We start from the raw sequence: 21058 nt of genomic DNA, 5'->3' as shown, positions 1-21058 counted from the left end.
CGCCTCTTTAATAATATTGCGGTTCGCCCAAATTGACTGGATTGCAATCAAATTCGAGCGGCGGCAAACGGGCAAGGAGTGGCTGGCACCGCAGAATATCGACTCCAACCACATCGGAGTCGGTATGAAAAAATCATTTCTAGTCGCTGGCATCTTGGCGCTTTCGTTGGCCGCAGGCATTACTCAAGCCCAAGAGTTCAAGGTGCAAAGCAGCAGCCCATTGAACGGACATCTTCAACAGGCCCAGTTCGCCAATGCGTTCGGCTGCAACGGCAAAAATCTTTCCCCTCAAATATCCTGGAGCGGCGCTCCGCAAGGTACGAAGAGCTATGTGGTGACTATGTATGATCCCGACGCACCTACCGGGTCAGGCTGGTGGCACTGGGTACTGGCGAACGTACCTGGAAATGTAAATGAGCTAAAGGAAGGCGCGGGCAGCTCTGGAGGCAAACTTCCAGCCGGCACGCTTGAGATTAAGGGCGATAGCGGTATGCCTGGTTACCTTGGAGCCTGTCCGCCTGAAGGACAGACACACAATTTCCTCATCACGGTTAATGCCCTGAAAGTCGATAAGCTCGAATTACCACCTACTGCCACACCGGCGATGCTCGGATTTATGGTGCTGGGCAGCTCGCTTGGCAAAGCAACACTCACGGTACAAGGCAACCGCTAATGTCGATGACGTACGCTTACGACTCCTACAGGACTCTGCACATCATTACTCGACCCGGTGTCGGGACAGCAGGAGTCGTTCTCCAGCAACAGAATCTGGAGTTCAAGCGTTTGTATATCGAAAGCCCTGTGCTGATATACGTCGAGAAAGGCATGAAAGCGGTTCGGTGGCCCGGAGGAGAGTATTTGATCCGCGCAGGTGAAGCGATCGTTGTAGCTGGGGGTCAATCGCTCGACATCACCAACAAATTAGCGGAAGACGGTAGCTACCGAGCGCACTGGTTGGCGTGGGATGAAACGCTGATCGCCTTATACGCCGAATCCAATCCGGATTTGCCAGTCATTAAACATGCCCTTCCCATAAGCAGCGATACCGCAGATTTTGCGGTATCGCTTCACCGTTCAATTAAGGCGGTGGAGGACAGCACAGTCCCGACCATGATTGCTCGCCATCGCTTGCAGGAGCTTTTGGTGTGGATCGGCATAAACGGAGGACGACTTGAGCAGTCACGAGTGCTGACAATGGCGGTCAAGGTCAGACGACTCATAGGAAGAGATCTGGCTAACGAATGGAGCGCTGGAGCCGTAGCGTCGGCATTTGCGATGAGCGAGGCCACTATGCGCCGTAGATTGGCTGAGGAAGGGACTAACCTAAGCAATCTGCTGATCGATGCTCGCATGTCATTTGCGCTGCAGCTACTCCAATCGACAACTCAACCTGTAATGCAGATAGCACTTTCCGTGGGCTACCAGACGCCGTCTCAATTCGCTGTCAGATTTCGACGTAGATTTGGCTTTCCACCGAGTGCAATCAGGGGACATCGACGCGCAGATCCTTGATTTGATCGAGCTCCCCGCCCCCCCTCTCCTAGCCCCGGCCATATGCCAGAGTTTTTTGCTTGCCTCATGCCCCCAGAGCAGAGCAAAAAAGAACTCTCTGGGAGTCCACTGCACAATCACAGATAATTCTGTTGCAAGCCTACCAACTGAACGGTAGCCTTAATCATAGCAACCAACCATATATTTTATGAATTCCGCTTGACTTGAACCACTGCTACTGGTCGCAGAAGCTGGAAGCCCCAAGCGCGAGGTAACTTTACAAGTCTGTAGTAACCTATACGTCCTGTGGGGAACAGCTAGTGTCACAGCACATACTTGATATACCGCTATTCAAAGGCGCCAAAAAAGTAGTCCTGTTGACTACTTTAGCAATGCTAGCTTTTGCAGCCAACTCGGTGCTTTGCCGACTTGCTCTTCGTCATACAGAAATTGATCCTACCTCCTTCACACTAATACGCCTGGTGAGCGGAGCTATCATGCTTTGGGTGCTCCTAGCGATTAAAAATACTACGCCCCGCCCGTCAGGAACCTGGTTTGGTGCTTTCACCCTGTTCACCTATGCATTCGCTTTTTCATACGCATATTTGAACTTGGAAACTGGGACTGGCGCGCTACTTTTGTTCGGCGCAGTACAGCTCACCATGCTTGGTTACGGGTACTGCAAGGGCGAGAGGATGCAAGGAGTCGCAATAGTAGGGCTACTCCTTGCTATCGGAGGTCTTGTGGCCTTGTTATTACCCGGGACAAGTGCGCCTGCGCTTGGTAGCGCTGGAATTATGCTGTTGTCAGGCATTGCATGGGCCGGATACTCCTTAATCGGCAAACAATCGAACGACCCACTCGCATCGACTGCAGGAAATTTCTTGCGAGCCATCCCTATGATGCTTTTGGCATCGATCCCCTTCGTACAAGACTTTTCAATAGATTTATTGGGCGCTTTTTGCGCCATTGCTTCTGGGACGATTGCCTCAGGTGTTGGTTATGCCATCTGGTACGCGGCGATACGTTCGCTTTCATCGTTTCGAGCAGCAACCATCCAACTGAGTGTTCCTGTCTTAGCGTCTCTCGCTGGGGTACTCCTCTTGGGTGAACAGCTTACCGTTCGCTTAGCACTGACATCGTTAGCAGTATTGGGAGGAATTGGATTGGTGCTCAGCGACAAGCGCTTAGCAAATGGTGCTAGCTAATCTCAAGATTCCTATAGCCACAGGTGGGCAATCACCAACGGTTACACGATCGCTTCATCCTTAAGGAACCTCATGCAACTCGCCAAAAGCATCAATCTGAAAGTATTGCCCGACGCCTACAGCATTTCCCGACTGCCCGGGGACGAAAAGCTTCCGTCCTGGGCAGATGGCGCAGGATTCGTCAGCATCTCACGTTCGCCTGAGGAACTGTCCATCGTCTGCTTGCAATTACGTGTACCTGAAGGCGTTAAAGTTGACCGCGACTGGCGGTGCTTTCAGTTCGTGGGCCCATTCGCCTTCGATGAGACAGGCATCATCCTCTCGGTAATCCGCCCACTTACCGAAACCGGTTTCGGCGTGTTCGTGGTGTCAACCTTCGACGGCGATTACATGCTGCTCAAAGATACGGACTTCGAGAAAGGACTGACGGTGCTAACTGAGGCTGGGCACAAAATCCACCGTTAACTCAGCACGCTGCGATACCTCGGAATCCGGATCAAAAGCCCCGGCTTACACGCAAGCACTCAAAGCTCTGAGAGGCCCTTAAGATATCGGCTCGCCATAAATGCAATCTCCAAAAAAGGGCCTCAACTGTGCCCTTTGTTTGTACTCAAACCAAAGTCACTTGGTCAGCCAAGACTCGACGGTGTCGGAGCCATATTTCGCTTTCCATTCTTTCAAAGTTTTGTGGTTGCCACCTTTGGTTTCCACGACTTCACCACTGTTTGGATTTTTGTAGATCTTCACCTGGCGTGGCTTACGCGTGCCCGATTGCGACTGGGTAGCGGGAGCACGACGACCTGCTTGTGGATCAAGGAGGTTGATCACGTTCGGGAGGCTGTAACCATACTCGGCCAGCAAAGCGCGAAGCTGCGTTTCGAATTCGATTTCTTTCTTGAGGCCAGCATCGTCTTTCAGGGCTTCGAGCGCCTGAAGCTGTTCAGCGAGGTGTTTTTCTAATTGACGGAATTCGGCGAGTTTCGACATCGTTGTCTCCTTCATATTGATAGGCCATTATCGGGGGCTGCCCGACTCCAAGTCTAGCCAAGGGATCAAAAAAGGATTTTTATGCATTTAGTAATGCTCGACACCTGCGTGTGGCTGGATATTTCATCCCAAAAAGCAGAATCTACCAATGCTCACTGCCCTAGAGCATCTGGTCGAAGAAGGAGTCATTAAGCTCCTAGTACCCGAGCTTGTACGTACAGAATTCGAGCGGAACAAGGACAGGGTCATTGAGGCTACACGCAAACGAATTGCCAGTGAGTTTCGAGTTGTCAAAGGGATCATCGAGTCGTTCGGAGGTGAAGAGAATGCCGTTACGTATGCTGACCCGAATCTTCTTGCACAGCGAGTGTTGGGCTCGGAGCTTTTCAGTCGCACGTTGCATGTAGGTGGCCACAGCTTCTTTGATGGGTGCGATATCGGTGAGGCGCTTGCCAAACATTCGGGAACAGCAAATCTCTTGTTTCGGTGGATCAGGTTCATCGAGCTCCAGGCATGGCGTGCCGGCCAACTCACGCGCAGTTTTCTCGATCACCACGCTGATTTTTTTGCGTAACATCCAGGGATCGGTTTTGGAGAGATCCCAGGCGGTCTTGATGCCCATGCCTTCAAGGTGAAGCATCATCTTCCGTCCCACACCCTAAACATCCGAGATCGAGCATTTCTTCAGCACCCAGTTGCGCTGGGTTTGATCGCGAAGGTCGACGACTCCATCGCTCTGCGATTGCCATTTTTTGGCTGCATGATTGGCGAGCTTACTGAGGGTTTTCGTACTAGAGATCCCAACGCCGACCGGGATACCAGTGCGCCGATAAACCTGCGCACGGATCCGACGTCCTAACGCCTTAAAATCACCTGGAACGCCAGCTAAATCAGAAAAGGCTTCATCTGTAGACATGAACGTTGAGCACCAGCGACTCGATCACACTCATCACACCCTCGCTCATATCGCCGTTTATGTGGAGTAGAAAATCAATCGGGAACCGAAAATTTAATTCATGCCACTGCTTCCCCTGCCCCAGCGCCCCTAACTATGTTCCAGCTGTTACCGCAGACCGAAAACTACCCTAGTAAAGTGTAGTGGGCGTGTGTGGGCAGTTTTTAGTACGCACCAACATACCTCAGATCTTCCTTAGACTATATTTCGATAATCTAGCTGGCGCGAAATCGTTCAAAGTTATAAATAAGTGGAAAAAACTGTTAACAACCAATCGTGTGCGAAAAGTGTAATAAATAAAATTGCTTTGAATTCAATAGCGAATAGCAAATGATCATCAATCTCAAGAAAGTCAATATGGAGCAGTATGAAATTTACTTCATGTTGATGGTTGGATCGCCTTATTTTCGGGGCTTGATACTGGCGCAGTGAACCAAGTACATTCACCTCGCTTTCCAATATCGATGGTCGCCAACAGGAAGTTACCCCATGCTCATTGCTAAAGCTGAAGTTTTCTTAACAGAAGTGCCATATAAAAGTCCTTATCAAACCGCAACCAATATAACCGCCAAAGGTCGACATGTAGTCTTGAGGGTGACGACAAATACGGGGCTGGTTGGATGGGGAGAGTCGGGGATTATATCGAGAGGGTATCCTGCGCAGGGTGACACTCCCGAAACGATGCTGGCGGTATTGGAAAATTATTTATGCCCAGCAATAATCGGTAAAAATCCGTGCATGTTTGAAATAATAATGAATGAACTCGATAGCGTAATTAAAGGCCATCTTTTTGCCAAATGCGCGATAGATCATGCACTTCTAGATCTTGCGGGAAAAGCATACGGCGTTCCAGTCTGCAACTTGTTAGGAGGAGCGCATGCACTTAGCTACAAGGTAAGCCGCAGCCTGCCGTTTGCTTGCGCGAAAGTCGTCACTGAACGTGCTCTTGAATTACAGGGGCTTGGTTACGAGCGACTGACACTCAAGGGATCCGGCGTATTGAAAGACGATTACACCTGTTTTAAATCTGTCAGGCAAGCTTTAGGAGATGACTTTGAGTTGGAAGTAGACCCCAACTGTGCCTATGACATTTCCACCGCTATTCAGTTTATAAAGCGCATAGAACAGCACGGCGTTTTTGCTGTCGAGCAACCAACACCTGGCCACGATATCGCCGGCTTGGCCGAGGTCAAACGCAATGTCTGCACCCCTATCATTGCCGATGAAAGCGTTTTCAATGCCAGAGATCTCAAGGAGATAATTCATCTTAACGCCGCGCATGTAATCTGCCTGAAACCATTCAAGTCCGGTGGCATATTAGCCTCTCGCCGCTTATGCGCCGCGGCGGAGATCGCCGATTTGCAAGTGAGCACCGGTAGTATGCATCCATTTGGTATTGGCACCGCTGCCCTTCATCATTTTGTTTCTACGCTAAAAAATGTAGCAACCACAGGATACGGGTGCCCTACTGAGAGATTTGCAGACGATATAATTGACGAGAGTTGCTACTCATTTCGTGATGGTCAAGTTACACTTTCCATCGATAAGCCAGGATTAGGCGTAGAGGTTAATGAAGAAAAACTACTTTCATATACCTCACTCTATAAATCAATCGAGCGCTCAAAAGCCGTATAACCCCTTTAAGGCAATGGATTGTATTTTATGACTTTTATAACGCTCGTCGATTCTACGCTGCGCGAAGGAAATCAAGCCCCAGGGGTTAAACTCACAACCAAATCTACCTTGACCATAGCCTACGCACTCGCGGACGCGGGTATCGACTTTATCGAAGCAGGCCACCCGTACGCGTCGAAACAAGAGTTCGACAGAGTCACCGCTCTTGTAAAATCAAAAATCGCCAAAAACATACTCGCACACTCCCGCGCTCACCAAGACGACATTGATGCCGTTGCGGCGACAGGGGCAAACTGGATAGGAATATTTGCAGGCATCAATGAAACGTCACAGAAGTATCGCATTAGAAAATCAAAAGCACAGATACAAGATCTAATTAAACGAAGTGTGCTGTATGCAAAATCACTCGGCCTGAAAGTTCGCTACACTATTGAGGACGCTTCCAGAACGCCATCTGATGATTTGATTGAGACGTTTAAAATTGCTAAAGCTGCCGGTGCGGATCGAATTTGCTATGCAGATTCATTAGGGGTTTGCGATCCTTTCAAGGTTCAGGCCACTATTAAACTAATCAGGCAATCATTATCTGACATTGATCTCGAAGTGCACTTCCATGACGACAGAGGTTTGGCGATGGCGAATACCTTAGCCTCCATAGAGGCAGGCGCTACTTTTATTTCCTGCACGGTCAATGGCATCGGCGAACGATGCGGCATCACCGAAACATGTCTTCTGATTACTAATCTGCACTTCAACTCAATACTTTGCAGCGGTAAAGCCTCGAAAGTCTTAAAGCTCAGCAGCATCGTTTCGAAAGAGCTGGGCGACGCCTTTGACCGACGGCGCCCGATTATCGGCGAGTACAGCTTCGTACATACCGCAAAGCTTCATGTGACCGCCAATTCCCGAAACAAAAATTGCTATCACTGGATAGACCCTGCTTACTTGAGCGAATAAACCGCGAACTTGAATCTTATGCGAGCACCTCAACATGATGGGCCATGAGTGGTTGACAGGCGTCGGTCTGGTTTTCCTCGGAATAATAACGGGATTCGTCGGAACCAACACGGGTGGGAGTGTATTTTTAACCGTCCCAGTGATGATCTGGTTGGGGATTCCGCCTCAGTCGTCGATCGCCACAGCGCGCCTGGCTTCGGTAGGCACTATGGTTGCCGGACTGCGGCACTTCCATAATCAGGGAAAGGTCGATTATGCGTTGGCCGTTCCGGCAGCGGTACTTGGGCTGGCCGGGGCTCTTGGAGGAGCGAGCCTTCTTCTTCGAATAGACCCCGCGCTGCTGCACAAAGTAATTGGCGGGCTGACACTGCTGCTAGTCGCACTGTCGCTTATAAAAAAGCCTCGTAACGGCGAAACACCTCCCTCAGCGATCAGGCGTCTGTTTGGCTATATTCTTTTCATCCCAGTAGGAATGATCGGCGGGTTATTGGGTGGACAAGCCAAACTCTCGACGTATTTATTCATTATCTTTTTCAGAAAAACCATTAGCGAATCGGTGGGTACCCGCAAAGTCGGCGGGCTCGTCCTCTCCGTGGGCTCACTAATAATTTTCGGCGTCAGCGGCATCATTAACTGGCAGTACGGATGGTGTCTGGTTATTGGCACGCTATTGGGTGCAAATGCCGGCGCGAAGTTTGCGTTAAAGAAGGGCGACCAATGGATGGAGTCAGTTTTCAATATAGTCGTGATCGCATTGGCATTGAGGATGCTGTTCTGGTAAGCAGAAATCACGCAGTCCAACGAAATCGGAAGGTGTACTCTCGAATACGTGAATGGGCTCCCCCTGTTTGCCAAGCCTTCATTTAGAAACGCTCATGTCCTGCCCTTTCTAGATTCGATCTCACAGGGTGTTCTGTTATCCAAAGCTGGCACGTTGTTAAGTTTTTAATTAGGCCGTCTAGCTTCTCTAAATCGCCTTCCACAATCGCGCGCTCATCCGCCGTCAATGGAACTGTTTTTAGGGAATTGTCCTATGTTGGCTTTGCTTTCCAAAGCTTGAGCTCATGCACCGACTTTTGGCTGGTTGAAATCACAGCCCTAGATCTCGACCCAACTGATCCGCTTTCACTTCATCTGTGGCAAGACCAACCTTCATGAGGTGCAATTGCAATTGGTTGCGCAAATGCATTCTCAGACGAGACCTAAGCTCGACGTAGTCGGCAGATGGGCCTGCATAGATATCACGACGTTTCATCACGTCACGCAGCACCCTGACGCTCTCAGTGCCAATCCCTGACGCGTGCAGCCGCACGCTAGGATCGAACCCAGGATCTCTCTTGAAACTACCGACAGCCTCTTCAACCAATCGCACAAACGCTGGCGCGTCACATGCCTGCTGAGCTGTGCGCCAAATCTTAATCTCCAACTCATCTTCCATCTGCTCTCTCCGATTCATACGAGACTCCGCGCACGTGAAAGTTGTCCGACACGGGTATTTTTTAAAAAAATGACTCGTTGTTTGAAATCAAACGGGGAAGCAGCGGCTTACGCCGCGAAGTGGCGATTTTGCTATGCCCATAAGGCAGGCCATACGTCAGCGTCAGCAGGATAAATCGCAGGAAAAAAGCCAGAAGCAGAAGCACTGCTAAAGCAAAAACTCACACCGTTTCGTCAGCAGGATCGGCGGCAGGTGGGGCGCCGAGATCGCTGCTTTTTTGTTGCTCTCAAATATAAAGATCCGTCGCTCAAAAAAAAATTCAAGGGGCCTTCTGAAAAAATATTTCTGTTGACACGATCGGAGCAAAGAAAAATACGTTCCGCTCTACCGCCTAACTCTGTGTAAACGACAGAGCTGCGATAGGCTGGAGCTTGGGCATACCCGGACGCTTCCTCAATCATCCGGCCTATTACGTGCCCCCCCGAGTTCATGGCTGCTCAGGTCAACCGAACTTCTCTATCACTGGTTTGAACAACGTATCCCGGTAGACAAAACATCCATGGTCTAAGCTTTCGATCACTGGAGTGACTGTGACAGCTAGCGCTGTAGGGTTCGTTGATGGGCATTTTTTCGATCAGTAGCGCTGGGTAGTCCATAGTTCTAGAGATGCATTTATCGGATACCGCCATTGCGCCAGCCCCCACCTTTCAAGGTTGAAATACTCATGGCAAGGAAGAAGGCAAAAAACTCGACCGGCACCGGCATCCTGATCATTTTTGCACTGGCTTTTGGTGCATTCGCTTCGATCCCGAAGAATGCATGGATCGCTATTGGCATCGTCGCTTGCATCGTCGCCATAATGTGGTTGTTAGCCACTCGCACTAAACGACAGCTTGAACAGATTCAAAGGTCTGCTTCAGCGACAACGCACCTGCGGGAGCCGCGCAGTAAAGACGTGACCTTCTCCATGCATGAGGTTGCGTCGAGCAATATGCCTGAAGAACCCTCCGATTTTTTTACCGTCCAACTCGGCTCCCCCCCTTCAGCGTCCTTTAAAATTCCAGATACAAGCAAGCAGAAATCCGATACCCGCTGGGTTCCGGCGGGCGAATCGGTCACTGTGTCTGGTTTTTCACTTCCCGGTGGAATGCTCTATGTAGGAAGCGCACTGGGCCGATACGACGCGCAAGAACCATCACTGCTCAATGCCAAACTGCGGATAGCCAAATCGTACGTTGATATCGAAGAGCGGCTGATGCCCTACTGGCCGAGTTTTCACTCCATTTCGCCAGAGGCTCGGCGCGGATACCTGCAGTGGCTAGAAGGCGGACGTCGTGATCCACTGGCAGACACCGGCTACGTCTTTTTATTTTTTTATGGCCTTGAGCGCCGTGCACTTGTTGATGCCGTAAGCGATCCGCAGGTGAAGGCCGAGATTCCTCTGATCGCCAAAGAAGTCCAACGGCTGCTGGATATCTATGGGGACAATCGATCGTTCAGGGGGTACGCGGAGGGCTTTCTGGACTACCTGAGCAATCAAGCGCTCGATCCTAACCTTTACCTTGGCCCACCTCCTGATGCCGTTGCTTACAGCTACGAAATGCCGCTTCCACTGCGCATAGGGTTAGGGCAACACGCCTCCAACAAACGACCACTTGATGCCGACTGGGCATTGGCATGGGCACTCGCCGACCCCAACATCAGCAAGCGCACCCCGGTAACTCGGTGTAAGGATGTCTTCGCTGCATTGTTCAAACTCAAGTACGCGAGTACGCACCCTGCCGGGCTAATCCTCGCGCAAAACAAGACCAAGCTTAAAGCTAGCTATCGACCGGCCTCTGCAGTGTTAATGGCACCCGCAGTTAACCTGGGGGATCTTCCTGATGTCATGGCTACGTCAGGAACGCGTAAAAACCTGCAATTGATTGTTGAGCTTTGCACCAGCGAGTTGGAGCCCTATAGCCGCTATCTGGGCCGAAACCCTGAAAGCGCAGAAGCGCTGGAGGGGCTTTTGCAGCTTCCTGTCGCGCTATGGCCAGCGCCGGCCCGTGCAGAATTGGACGATCTTCAACACAGGATCGGTGATGACCTGATTGCCATGAGTTTTGGCGAACTCGCTGGACGGTTCAAGAGCGCAGGGGCGTTGTCTCGCGACAAAGTACTGGCACTTGCCCGCGCGCTGGAGTCACTCCATATTGGTATGGAACCTGACGTTCTGGCAGGCAGTAAAACACCGAAAGCCGAAGACCAAATTGCATTGTTCGTGACCCAACCAGAGGACGGATCACTACGAGCTTCGGCGGCCTATAACTCGGCCTCGGTCACTCTTGACCTCGCCAGTGCAGTGGCATCTGCCGATGGGGATACTTCAAATGAAGAAGTCACTATGCTGGGTCAGCACATTGACTCATGGAGTCACCTGAGTGTTGCCCATCGCAAACGTCTCAAGGCGCATTTACGAATCCAAATTCAGCAACCTCCAACACTCGCAAGTTTGAAGAAAAAGCTCGACCCTTTGACCGTCGAAGCAAAGCGCGCGATTGCCAGCTTCCTGGCCCACCTCGCACAAGCCGATGGCACCGTCAGCCCATCGGAGGTGAAGCTTCTGGAGCGAGTGTATAAAGCGTTGCAACTGGACAGTCAGCTGCTCTACAGCGATCTTCACGGTGCTGCATCCAGAGCAAGAGTTGCATCCGTCATACCACCCGCCAACACCACTCAGTCCGAGCCTGGGGTGCCCCTCCCAGTTAACGCCAAGCAAGGGTTCGTGCTCGATCATGAGCGAATTGCTGAATTGCAACGAGAAACAGCTGAGGTATCCGCCCTACTTGCTCAGGTGTTCACTGATGACCGGGTTGAGGAATCTGAGCAGCTTATTGAGGATGCCGAATCGACTTCAGCGTCGAGTGCTGACGTTGCGGGCCTCGACTTGGAACATTCTGCGTTCCTACGCCTATTGGTCTCACGTCCAGAGTGGAGTCGATCTGAACTTGAGTCCGCTGCGAGCGACATGGAGCTGATGCTCGATGGTGCTTTGGAGCAAATCAACGACATGGCCTTTGACCGCTTCGACATGCCCATCACCGAAGGTGATGATCCCATCGAAATCAATAAAGACATTCTGGAAGAGTTAGCCTTATGACCACTATCAGAGCCAAGGATCGCGACGCGGTCATCCAATCGCTACGCGCCGGCGTCGTCCCTCGTGTCGGCCAACACTTGATTCAGGTCGGCCGGGTGGGCGAACTCGATGCGCTGATCACCGACGTTAACCGCCTGGTTGAAAGCGGCTCAGCATTTCGCGTCGTGATTGGCGAGTACGGCGCCGGCAAGACGTTTTTTCTCAACCTGGTACGAGCCATTGCGATGGAGCGCAAACTCGTAACCATGCATGCTGACTTAAACCCCGATCGCAGGCTGCATGCCACTGGGGGACAGGCACGCTCACTCTATTCCGAGCTGGCCAAGAACATGTCGACACGCACAAAGCCTGACGGTGGGGCTATGCAAGGCATCGTCGAGAAATTCATCTCCCAAGCCAAAACAGAAGCCAAGGCGGCGGGTACTGACAGTGAGACTGTCATCCGTACACACCTTGCTGAGTTGACCGAGATGGTCAACGGCTACGATTTCGCTGAGGTGATCGCTGCGTATTGCCGAGGTTTCGAGGACGGCAATGAGCAACTCAAGGCTGACGCCATCCGCTGGCTGCGTGGTGAGTTCACCACCAAAACCGATGCGCGTGCGGCTCTGGGTGTGCGAACGATCATTGATGACGCCTCCGTCTACGATCAGCTCAAGCTGCTGTCGAGATTCGTCAGGCTCGCAGGTTTTGGCGGCCTGATGATCTGCCTCGACGAGCTGGTCAACCTCTACAAGCTGGCCAACACGCAGGCACGCAATGCCAACTACGAGCAGATCCTGCGCATCCTCAATGATTCGCTGCAGGGATCGGCTGAGGGGCTTGGATTCGTCCTGGGTGGCACCCCTGAGTTCTTGATGGACACTCGCCGAGGTCTGTTTAGCTACCCAGCCCTGCAATCGCGCCTGGCCGAGAACTCGTTTGCTAAAACAGGGCTGGTGGATCTGTCGGGCCCAGTTATTCGCCTGACCAGCCTCACCCCCGAAGACTTCTATGTGCTGCTTCAGAAGCTGCGCCATGTGTATGCGGGCGGCGATGCTGAAAAATATCTACTGCCTGACGAAGCACTCCCTCTGTTTATGGCGCACTGCAACCAGCGCTTGGGTGAAGCCTACTTCCGTACGCCACGCACCACTATCACTGCGTTTATCAATCTGCTGGCCATCCTGGAGCAAAACCCGGGAGCTAACTGGCGGACGCTGCTGGGAGGTGTCGAGGTAGCCAAAGACCTCGGCGGAGAAGAGGACACGAAGGTCGACGCGGACGATGAACTTGCCACCTTCTCACTCTGAGTCATCGGGTTTCGACCAGCTAGAACCCCGTATCCAGCGATGGATTTGGGATGAAGGCTGGACGTCCTTGCGTGACGCCCAAGAATGGGCAGTACCTGTTCTGGTGGATGCAGACCAGGATGTCATCATCGCCGCCGCAACAGCAGCGGGGAAAACCGAGGCCGCGTTCCTCCCCATCCTCACCCATTTACTCAACCACAATGACCCTCCCGGCTCTGTGCTGTACATCAGCCCACTCAAAGCCTTGATCAACGATCAATGGGGCAGACTCAGCCGTCTATGTGAGCAACTGGAAATTCCTGTAGTTGGCTGGCACGGGGATATCTCATCGAGCAAAAAGCACCGATTTTTGAAGTCGTCGGAGGGGGTGCTATTGATTACCCCTGAGTCCCTTGAAGCATTGTTCGTCAATCGAGGCTCAAGCCTGGCTGGAGTTTTCCAAAACCTGCGCTACATCGTCGTTGATGAACTCCATGCATTCATTGGTAGTGAGCGAGGAAAACAGCTGCAGTCCCTGATGCACCGGGTCGAGCTCGTAGCAGGACGTCGTCTTCCCCGAGTTGGGCTATCAGCAACATTGGGCGATATGAGATTGGCGGCGGAGTTCCTTCGTCCGGCCGGCGTCGACACGGTAACCGTGATCGAGTCCAAAAACTCCAATCAGACTCTCCAGGTGCAAATCCGTGGTTACATCCAACCGCCGATGAGCGAGCTAAGAAAGACTCCCATCCAGTCCCCTGATGAGGACGGCGATGAAGACGAAACGGAAAACAAAGCAAGCCCTGACTTTGCGATCGCCGATCATCTCTACAAGGTTTTGCGAGGAAGCAATAACCTGATATTCCCGAACAGCCGCCCGCAGGTTGAATGGTACGCAGACCAACTGCGTCGGCGCTGCGAGAAAGACGGTCTACCCAACGAGTTCTGGCCTCACCACGGTAGCCTTTCAAAGGACTTGCGTGAGCAGGCTGAGCACGCGCTTAAAGCCGGTAACCAGGCGGCATCGGCGATCTGCACCACGACGCTTGAACTGGGAATAGACATCGGGAGCATCAAGACGGTTGTGCAAATTGGCCCTCCCCCCTCAGTGGCGAGCCTACGTCAGCGCTTAGGTCGCTCAGGAAGACGCCCAGGAGAGAATGCGGTACTGCGCGCGTACTGCAAAGAGTCGCCTCTCAAAGATGGATCGAGCCTTTCCGATCAACTGCGCCAAGGCTTGGTGCAGACCATTGCCATGGTTCGCCTGCTGATTCGAGGGTGGTTCGAACCCCCGAGAGCCCAAGGCGTTCACGCCTCTACTCTGGTTCAGCAAGTCCTTTCCATCATCGCCCAATGTGGGGGTGCATCAGCGGCAGCTTTGTGGAAAAGCTTGATCGCCGAGGGGGCATTTTCCAAAGTCGAAAAATCCGACTTCGTGGGGCTGCTCAGGACATTGGGAGAGCATGAACTCATTGTTCAAGACAGTTCGGGATTGTTGCTTCCCGGGACGGTTGGAGAGCGTCTGATAAACCACTACGAGTTCTACAGCGCGTTCAGCAGCGATGAAGAGTTTCGCCTCGTGTGTGATGGGAAAGCCCTGGGGTCAGTACCGGTAAGCCGCCCGCTTACCAAGGATCAACGAATCATCTTTGGGGGGCGACGATGGCAAGTGCGTGACGTTGATCTCCAGGCCAAGGTCATTATTGTTACTGCCGCACGCGGCGGTGCTCCTCCCCAGTTCGATGGTTTGGGTGCAATGGTGCATGACACCGTCCGTGAAGAAATGCGTGCAGTGCTGGCAGATACTTCGCACTGCCAGTTTATTGATCACGGCGCCCATGATCTGCTCGACGAGGCTCGGAAGACATTTGTCTCATTAGGCCTCGGTGAACGCTACATCATCGAGTCGGGCAGCAAGTGTTATCTGATCAGCTGGCTAGGTGATCATGCCAACGATGCACTGCGTCTGTTGCTCAATCATGTAGGCCTATCTTGCGATAACTCAGGCCTTGCCATTGAGATTGACGCCAGCCTCATTCGAACCCAGGCAGCGCTGGAGTATGTCGGTAGATTGGATGCAGGCGATCTCGATTCGATTCTTGCGAATGTGGAGAACATGCTGCGCGAGAAATGGGATTGGGCATTGCCGGAGTCATTGCTGATGAAATCGTTTGCTTCTATATCGCTGGATATCTCGACTGCAATCTCTTTTGCACAACGCCAGTCTTTGGCTAAGTAGAATGGCGTGACCATGCCGTAGATGCATTTCAAACCCATTTCGCGCTTACACGCGGCCTCTATGTAGGCCCGAGCAGCGTGAGACGCTGGCGCAGTAGATTCGGTAAATACAGAACATTCAACACGCCGACAACTTCATTTTTGCTTCTGAAGCAAAGCAAAAACATTTAGTGGGCTGGAGGCTCCCAACTCTCAAAATGCTTCAGTGCGTTCAAGTCTCCGATTAACTCTTTCGCTTTGGTCAGTCGCTCTAGGACAGCTTTACGATCGGCATCCCCCAATCTTTGTGCAGATTGCTCGATGTCGTCGAAGAAGGCGCGGATACTGTTCACCTTCGCCCAAGTCTGAATCACAGACTCAAGTCGATCACGGCTTTCCTGGATCACCTTGAGTCGGCGCTTTTCCTCTTCTTGTCTGCGCCTCTCCTCACACTCCAATAAAAACTTCTGATGCTCGCGCTCCCTCCGTTCACGCTCAACTTCGACTTTGTTGGCAAGCACAGGAGCCTCGTCAATCAACAACTTGATGATGCCAGCAATTTTGCTGACTAAGTCGCCAGGCTTGTCCTCAATCCAACGACGTACCCATTCTGCGCCGTAGTAGGGAGAGTAGACCTGCAGGCAAAGACGGCCAGTAGGCATGTCATCGCTCATCACCCAACCATCATGAAACGGAGATCGTCGTTGACTCGTAGGAAGCGAGCTCAGTCGAACGTATTGCTTACCAACACTCTTCACTGGCACGTATTCACTGACTTCGTAGATGGTCAGCCCGAATTGGAAACTACCAATGTGAACCACGGTAGGTCGCTGCGGCTTCCAGAGTGAAGGATGAACGTACCTTTTCGACTCCTTTTCTCGGTGATCCACGGATTCACGATTCATGTATGTTTCGGCATTTGAGAGTGCTACGGAGAAACCTTTTTTCATCAGCCCCAAGTACAGCTGATTGGCAAAGTCCACGGCATGAGTGAGTCCGGTGCGGCTCACGATGAGATCTGCCATGGAACGTTTTGTCGGTCGTAAATAACCGTTTTCGCTTTCCCTCACCTTCAGGAAATGCTCTTCGATACCCAGCAACAATGGGTGTTTCCGAGGTAGCTCCACATCGATCTTATTTTTTTGCCGACCCAGCTTCCGGGGTGCTTTCGGTAGGGTCTGTGAAACCTTGAGAGGCGTGCCATTTCGACTCCAGGCAATGAGAGTGCCTGGCAACGCCGTTGGCAGAGGTGGGCGTGGCTTTCCTTTGCCCGCCGCAACCTGAGCCCAATACCCCACCGGCGGTCGGGGTACATTCAGGCTGGAATAGATCCGAGCCAGGTAGCTGGAAGAAACACCATATCGCTCCCCAATTTTGGTCATTGGCATCGACCAGGCTAGTTCGTACAACGACTCTCTTGTCACCACGTCTTCGGAGGAGTCATCGGCTGGAATGTTTGATTCTGGCGTGTCTTCCATGGATAGGCGCTTCGAGAAAGGTGATCAGGAAGTAGGCTGTTGCTAAGTCATCCTAGCCTAGACGTTATGACGATCCGATGCGGGAGCAGGCTGAGTCATTGAGCGATTCACACCCGCGCCACGTTCGCTACCTCAAATGAAAAGCATCCGAACCCTGAGTAAACGAGTGGGTAATCTGCGCAACTACCAATAGTTGATTCAAAGCTGCAATGCTCGCTTCGCGCGCGCGTCCATCCAGTAAAATTCGGTGCACCCAATTGCCCTTATGCTGATAGCGTAGCCAACACGAACCGCGAACTGATCTACGTATACCGTGATAAGGAATCAATGTTGGAAGCCGATCTAAAGACCTTATGGCTACGCGAGCGGAAGCGGCGCGAGCTGCTGTGGACGCTAGAACACTTACGCCCTGGTTCGGAAGAAGCAAAACCACTGCTTGCCGAGCTTGACGACATCGATCACCAAGATTTGGAAAACCCTGTAGGTGCGGCCTGTTCGATGTCGATTGATGAGTTACGCGAACGCGTCCCGGACACCCCATTCAAGGGAAGCGATGGTCACCTTTTCGTTATCGTGCTTGACCAGCACATCCCACAGCCATGGCACGCGCGATTCGAAGCGGCTAGTGCCTTATCTACCCGGCTCCCAGAAGGAAGCTACGCAAGTGATTGGCGGCGATTTTTACGCGTGTGGCTGCGGGAAATGGAGCACCTCAAAGCTCACCGAGAGTGGAGTCAAAATGATCGAGTTTGATTTGAACACAAACGACTGTGAGGCCTTACTGAGGCATTAAAAAGGTTTTGTGCCACTTACGCTTACAATAGCGTTGGAAGTCCTTCAAGAGGTGCTAAATGAGCACCTCCATTAAATGAATGGCCATACTTGCCAACGGCGGATGTCGGGCAGCTGCTTTCAAAACAATTTCGCGGACGACGTAAACTCCCATCAATACGCCTAGCTACCTTCGTCATCAAGCTATGACCCAGACTATACCCCCACCCAGGCTGCCTGTTTGAACAACAGCTAAGACTTGCACACACTCTTGAGCGTGGAAAAGTAGTCCAGCGCAGGCAAACTGGGTAAAAAGAAATAGTCACCGCCGGCCAGTTGGATGTAACTCGCCATTGGCGGCCTGAAGCGTAGCGGGCAAGCAGGGATAGTCATTCGGTTAGGTGTCAGGCCAGGTACCTGGTTAGGAGTGCGGATCGGTGGCCCGAGCAATGGATCGGTTTCTCCCTCCAGCGTGGCGAAGTTCGGATTGAGTAGCCAGTGTTCCTGAACAAATTCGAACTGGCGCTCCAGATCGGTAGCCAAGCACATGAACATTAGGCCGCGCTCTTTGTGATCGTCCTCAAAGCGGTTGTTCAGGGTAGTGCCGTATTTACGGCCACGTCGGAGAATCCGGTGAGCGTTTGCGGAGCGGAGCAACTCGGCGGAATCTGCGGTGTTTGAATGCTCACCGTCGCGTGAGGGACGTGAGTCTCGGGGATTGGCCCGGCGAACATGAGCCCCGAGCGGGCACCCCATTCCATGCATGTCCGTATTGGCGTAACCAAAGCTGTTTCCGACCGCTGAGCCTTGGGCCATCGGAGGAACACCGTGTACTAAGGTGTCGCCATTCAACGTGCGACCGATCATACGCTCCGCCAACCACTTGGCATCAACACCGGGCCGGTTCACAGATTTGGCAGCAGCTTCCATACATTTCCAAAAAGCGGCGACATCCTGGCGTAACTCACGGATGACTAGATAGCTGCCGTTAAGCCCCAGGTTCCAGTTGTCAGGCACAACCCCTTTGTCTGAGAGCAGGCCAGAGTGTGTGACCTGGCTCTTGGCTACGACAGGCCCGGCGGCGTATTCGCTATGTGCATTTTGATGTCCTAGCAGAATCTCACCGGCGGGAACTCCATGCCAATGGAGCTGATCGGCCATGTTGGGATTGTCAGGCAGCTCGATTGCATCGCCTGTAGGTATTGGCTGCGACATCCCGTCAGCAAAACCAAAGTGCTCCCTATTCACTTCACTGCTGTCAGGCTTTTGCCATAGCAGTTGCTTATGTACCACCTTGATTCCGTAAACTTCCAGTAATTCGCGCGCGGTACTACTCAATGCGCCAAGAGCAACCTCGTCGAGAGCATAGAGCATCAGCGCTACGTGCACAGTAATAGCCGTCTCTACCGTAGAGTCGATCTTGGTTGAGACCAAGTCTGCACAATTGGCGCTCCACCGAGATCCCCCTGCGATCTCGTTGCCCACGTCCGGATCCTGACTGTCCCCCAGACGTCTCTTACGGTCAATCTGATGCATACCTTCACGAAACGGTCGCGCGAACGATTTCAGTGAGTCGTCTGGCAGGCCAAGCTCTATCAATCCACTGTACGTGAAGGCGATCGCAGCGGCACTAGAGTCTTCGCTGCTACCGGCAGCATGTGATATCGGGATGGCAGATCGGAGTTCCCCCAGCCAAGCCCCACCGGCATCGGTCGGAAGTTGCAGAAACAAGATGCACGATGCGGGTAAGTGAGCGAAGTGGCTGGCAATCAAACCCTGGGTGTGAATTGCGATAGGCTTCTTCAGCCGCCAACTGGTGGAATCTTTCATAGATCGAGCGCCCATAATTGAGCTTCCTCCAAAGTGAGCGAGCTTTTACGAAGGCCCTGAGCGATGCGCGCGTGTCGCTCGATCTGGTTGACCGAATAATTTTTATAGGCGCTAAACCAAAATTGGCTGGGTGACATCGAATACCGTGCCCAGTCTTTGAACTTACGCCCTTGCGTGGCTCCATCCATAAATAGCCACTTAGTCCTAGGGAAGCCAACGCCATGCGTCCATGCTGCTGTTAAACCTGCATGCGCTTTTTCGATGAAATCATCGAGGTAACTTTCCCAGGAGCCGTCGTAGTTGCTGTGGAACATGAGGCGACCGCCGTTGTTCAATATTGCCCAGTGAGCAAAATGGATTGTGCGCATGCTGGCAAGGTAGCCATCTTGTGCGGTAACCCGCAACCATAGACCAAGGGCAGTCAGTACGAGCCGTGCAAGGGCAGCGCGGAGCATGCCCGGCTTGATGTGGACGATGCTGATCATGTGATTTTGCGAAATCTCGTCCTCACGTTTAGCCATATCCCTCAACAAATCTTCGTCAAAACGAGGAGCGTCGTTGACGGAGTCAGTTCGCTCAAGATGACGAAGTAGGGACGCGACGGATGCCAAAATGGCGCCGGCAATAAAAACAAACAGGGTGGTTTTCCAGCCCCATTGCATACCGCCCGAGACGCTTTCGGGCCAAGGTAGCAGCGCTTGCAATAAGAGGTGAATCATCAACACCGCGAGAAAAAATATCGTAACCACAGCGGCACCGAAGGCCCACAAACGGCAGGTATCCATCCGTTTCTCTCGCAAATCGATCCTTGGCTGCACTAGTGTCCCCAGCCATTTGAATTGAGGTAGCAAGGTTTTGCGAAGGTTCCGGTGGATGACTACAGCGCTATCATTGGGTAGTACCGGTAGTGCATCAACAGCCACCTGCACAGCATTGAACAGCTTGCCTTCTTGAATAATCTGTTGGCGGCCAAGCCCTCGGTTTCCCTGGTGCTGCACGATTGGTCGCACCGAAAGCGCCGAAAACAGAGGGCCGAGTTTAGATCCATTTTGCATAACTTTTTCAAAGAGTGAACCAGCGTTTCCACTCGGCTGTTTACAATGGCGAAGGACGTCACGCAGTTCTAGGCCGATTGCAGCTTCTAAAGTGTCCCAAAATAGTGATTCCTCACCGTCAAAGTTAACCTCCAACACCAAGAGTGGGTCATACAAGGCATCGGGGGCCACAGTGATAGACATGAAATGCAGCATGGGCACAGCATTCCTGAGTCGGTCGTAGCTCTGGTCAGTTGCTTGAGGCTTTTGCTCTTGGGCAGCACGCAGTTTTTCAAGCAACTCGATTACGACCGCCGTGCTGGCCGGAATAACCTCTATCACAACCGAGAGAGTGGTATGGCGCATGGGTATGCCTTCAGGAATAAACTCCATAGGCAATGTAGTCAACGTCAGTCCCGAGAGCCAATCATCTGCCAGCAAAATTAAAGGCGGAATCGCATCTGATTTTCTAGACACATACGACTGGCCGATATTGTCCGACTCTGCTGAAAAAGTCGCCACGATTTCCGTGACAGAAAAATGTGCACTTGCGGTTGAGATCTTTACTCTCGACAGGGATTAACGGACGCGGTATTCACAAGGCTGCGTGCTAAAAAGGCGCTCCACCAGACAGTCGACTGAGC

At 52.2% G+C, this 21058-nt stretch carries 16 protein-coding genes and 1 pseudogene; 11 read left to right on the top strand and 6 right to left on the bottom strand.

Annotated features, from left to right (window positions below; all coding sequences use genetic code 11):
• Nucleotides 1-124: 124 nt before the first annotated feature.
• The 4 genes from AO353_RS24295 to AO353_RS24280 all read left to right on the top strand — a co-directional run bounded on the left by AO353_RS24295 (nucleotide 125) and on the right by AO353_RS24280 (nucleotide 3164).
• Complete coding sequence (locus AO353_RS24295) at nucleotides 125-673, top strand: YbhB/YbcL family Raf kinase inhibitor-like protein (RefSeq protein ID WP_054598324.1); 549 nt, start codon at nucleotides 125-127, stop codon at nucleotides 671-673.
• Nucleotides 673-1512 carry a helix-turn-helix transcriptional regulator gene (locus AO353_RS24290; RefSeq protein WP_054597266.1) on the top strand — a complete coding sequence of 280 codons (840 nt, stop codon included), beginning with the start codon at nucleotides 673-675 and terminating at the stop codon, nucleotides 1510-1512. Before AO353_RS24295 ends, AO353_RS24290 begins: the two co-directional genes overlap by 1 nt.
• A 299-nt stretch (nucleotides 1513-1811) precedes the next feature.
• On the top strand, nucleotides 1812-2699 hold the full coding sequence (locus AO353_RS24285; RefSeq protein ID WP_054597265.1) for a DMT family transporter: 888 nt from the start codon (nucleotides 1812-1814) through the stop codon (nucleotides 2697-2699).
• A 72-nt stretch (nucleotides 2700-2771) separates the two neighbouring features.
• Nucleotides 2772-3164, top strand: coding sequence for an ACT domain-containing protein (locus AO353_RS24280; protein ID WP_054597264.1), 393 nt, complete (start codon nucleotides 2772-2774; stop codon nucleotides 3162-3164).
• 156 nt (nucleotides 3165-3320) lie between these two features.
• Here AO353_RS24280 and AO353_RS24275 read toward each other — a convergent pair whose 3' ends face one another.
• Together AO353_RS24275 and AO353_RS24270 are read right to left on the bottom strand one after the other, a co-directional pair.
• Complete coding sequence (locus tag AO353_RS24275; protein ID WP_054597263.1) at nucleotides 3321-3686, bottom strand: histone-like nucleoid-structuring protein, MvaT/MvaU family; 366 nt, start codon at nucleotides 3684-3686, stop codon at nucleotides 3321-3323.
• Nucleotides 3687-3996: 310 nt separating this feature from the next.
• Nucleotides 3997-4681 (bottom strand): annotated as a pseudogene (locus tag AO353_RS24270) (DNA polymerase V subunit UmuC); the annotation flags it as partial.
• Between the two features lie 449 nt (nucleotides 4682-5130).
• Here AO353_RS24270 and AO353_RS30140 point away from each other — a divergent pair.
• From AO353_RS30140 to AO353_RS24255, 3 genes are read left to right on the top strand one after another with little or no spacing between them, the layout of a single operon-like run.
• Complete coding sequence (locus AO353_RS30140) at nucleotides 5131-6276, top strand: mandelate racemase/muconate lactonizing enzyme family protein (protein ID WP_081013812.1); 1146 nt, start codon at nucleotides 5131-5133, stop codon at nucleotides 6274-6276.
• Between the two features lie 27 nt (nucleotides 6277-6303).
• A complete protein-coding gene (locus AO353_RS24260; protein WP_050438330.1) occupies nucleotides 6304-7233 on the top strand; it encodes a LeuA family protein in 930 nt (309 codons plus the stop codon).
• 34 nt (nucleotides 7234-7267) lie between these two features.
• Entirely contained in the window at nucleotides 7268-8014 is a 747-nt protein-coding gene (locus AO353_RS24255; protein ID WP_028941105.1) for a sulfite exporter TauE/SafE family protein, read from the top strand.
• A 309-nt stretch (nucleotides 8015-8323) separates the two neighbouring features.
• Here the strand turns inward: AO353_RS24255 and AO353_RS31230 are convergent, their stop codons facing one another.
• Nucleotides 8324-8671 carry a hypothetical protein gene (locus AO353_RS31230; protein ID WP_028941104.1) on the bottom strand — a complete coding sequence of 116 codons (348 nt, stop codon included), beginning with the start codon at nucleotides 8669-8671 and terminating at the stop codon, nucleotides 8324-8326.
• A gap of 724 nt (nucleotides 8672-9395) precedes the next feature.
• Here AO353_RS31230 and AO353_RS24245 point away from each other — a divergent pair.
• From AO353_RS24245 to AO353_RS24235, 3 genes are read left to right on the top strand one after another with little or no spacing between them, the layout of a single operon-like run.
• Nucleotides 9396-11813: a TerB N-terminal domain-containing protein gene (locus AO353_RS24245; RefSeq protein ID WP_054597262.1), complete on the top strand. Its 2418-nt coding sequence runs from the start codon at nucleotides 9396-9398 to the stop codon at nucleotides 11811-11813.
• The gene (locus tag AO353_RS24240) at nucleotides 11810-13105 is read left to right on the top strand and encodes an ATP-binding protein (protein WP_054597261.1); all 1296 of its coding nucleotides are present in this window, start codon (nucleotides 11810-11812) and stop codon (nucleotides 13103-13105) included. Before AO353_RS24245 ends, AO353_RS24240 begins: the two co-directional genes overlap by 4 nt.
• 43 nt (nucleotides 13106-13148) lie before the next feature.
• Nucleotides 13149-15323 carry a DEAD/DEAH box helicase gene (locus AO353_RS24235; protein WP_054598323.1) on the top strand — a complete coding sequence of 725 codons (2175 nt, stop codon included), beginning with the start codon at nucleotides 13149-13151 and terminating at the stop codon, nucleotides 15321-15323.
• 166 nt (nucleotides 15324-15489) lie between these two features.
• On the opposite strand, the gene AO353_RS24230 is transcribed toward AO353_RS24235, so the two are convergent.
• On the bottom strand, nucleotides 15490-16779 hold the full coding sequence (locus AO353_RS24230) for a hypothetical protein (RefSeq protein ID WP_054597260.1): 1290 nt from the start codon (nucleotides 16777-16779) through the stop codon (nucleotides 15490-15492).
• Nucleotides 16780-17106: 327 nt separating this feature from the next.
• Between AO353_RS24230 and AO353_RS24225 the strand changes: the two genes are divergently transcribed.
• The gene (locus AO353_RS24225; RefSeq protein ID WP_237142923.1) at nucleotides 17107-17532 is read left to right on the top strand and encodes a hypothetical protein; all 426 of its coding nucleotides are present in this window, start codon (nucleotides 17107-17109) and stop codon (nucleotides 17530-17532) included.
• 270 nt (nucleotides 17533-17802) lie between these two features.
• Here the strand turns inward: AO353_RS24225 and AO353_RS24220 are convergent, their stop codons facing one another.
• Nucleotides 17803-19380 (bottom strand): Dyp-type peroxidase, encoded by a 1578-nt coding sequence (locus AO353_RS24220; protein ID WP_146016058.1) that lies wholly within the window; start codon nucleotides 19378-19380, stop codon nucleotides 17803-17805.
• The gene (locus tag AO353_RS24215) at nucleotides 19377-20936 is read right to left on the bottom strand and encodes a hypothetical protein (RefSeq protein ID WP_146016057.1); all 1560 of its coding nucleotides are present in this window, start codon (nucleotides 20934-20936) and stop codon (nucleotides 19377-19379) included. The genes AO353_RS24220 and AO353_RS24215 overlap by 4 nt, the downstream gene beginning before the upstream one ends.
• Nucleotides 20937-21058: the final 122 nt, after the last annotated feature.

The organism is Pseudomonas fluorescens (genome assembly GCF_001307155.1).
Lineage (GTDB): Bacteria > Pseudomonadota > Gammaproteobacteria > Pseudomonadales > Pseudomonadaceae > Aquipseudomonas > Aquipseudomonas helvetica.
Note: the sequence above shows the minus strand (reverse complement) of the source record. Positions and strands in the feature narration are given on the sequence as shown.

Excerpts from the sequence above, each read along its gene's own strand:
- AO353_RS24240 (WP_054597261.1), top strand. The coding sequence starts at position 11,810 with ATGACCACTATCAGAGCCAAGGATCGCGACGCGGTCATCCAATCGCTA.
- AO353_RS31230 (WP_028941104.1), bottom strand. The coding sequence starts at position 8,671 with ATGGAAGATGAGTTGGAGATTAAGATTTGGCGCACAGCTCAGCAGGCA.
- AO353_RS24290 (WP_054597266.1), top strand. The coding sequence starts at position 673 with ATGTCGATGACGTACGCTTACGACTCCTACAGGACTCTGCACATCATT.
- AO353_RS24245 (WP_054597262.1), top strand. The coding sequence starts at position 9,396 with ATGGCAAGGAAGAAGGCAAAAAACTCGACCGGCACCGGCATCCTGATC.
- AO353_RS24275 (WP_054597263.1), bottom strand. The coding sequence starts at position 3,686 with ATGTCGAAACTCGCCGAATTCCGTCAATTAGAAAAACACCTCGCTGAA.
- AO353_RS24220 (WP_146016058.1), bottom strand. The coding sequence starts at position 19,380 with ATGAAAGATTCCACCAGTTGGCGGCTGAAGAAGCCTATCGCAATTCAC.
- AO353_RS24225 (WP_237142923.1), top strand. The coding sequence starts at position 17,107 with ATGTTGGAAGCCGATCTAAAGACCTTATGGCTACGCGAGCGGAAGCGG.
- AO353_RS24260 (WP_050438330.1), top strand. The coding sequence starts at position 6,304 with ATGACTTTTATAACGCTCGTCGATTCTACGCTGCGCGAAGGAAATCAA.
- AO353_RS24230 (WP_054597260.1), bottom strand. The coding sequence starts at position 16,779 with ATGGAAGACACGCCAGAATCAAACATTCCAGCCGATGACTCCTCCGAA.
- AO353_RS24255 (WP_028941105.1), top strand. The coding sequence starts at position 7,268 with ATGATGGGCCATGAGTGGTTGACAGGCGTCGGTCTGGTTTTCCTCGGA.
- AO353_RS30140 (WP_081013812.1), top strand. The coding sequence starts at position 5,131 with ATGCTCATTGCTAAAGCTGAAGTTTTCTTAACAGAAGTGCCATATAAA.
- AO353_RS24280 (WP_054597264.1), top strand. The coding sequence starts at position 2,772 with ATGCAACTCGCCAAAAGCATCAATCTGAAAGTATTGCCCGACGCCTAC.
- AO353_RS24295 (WP_054598324.1), top strand. The coding sequence starts at position 125 with ATGAAAAAATCATTTCTAGTCGCTGGCATCTTGGCGCTTTCGTTGGCC.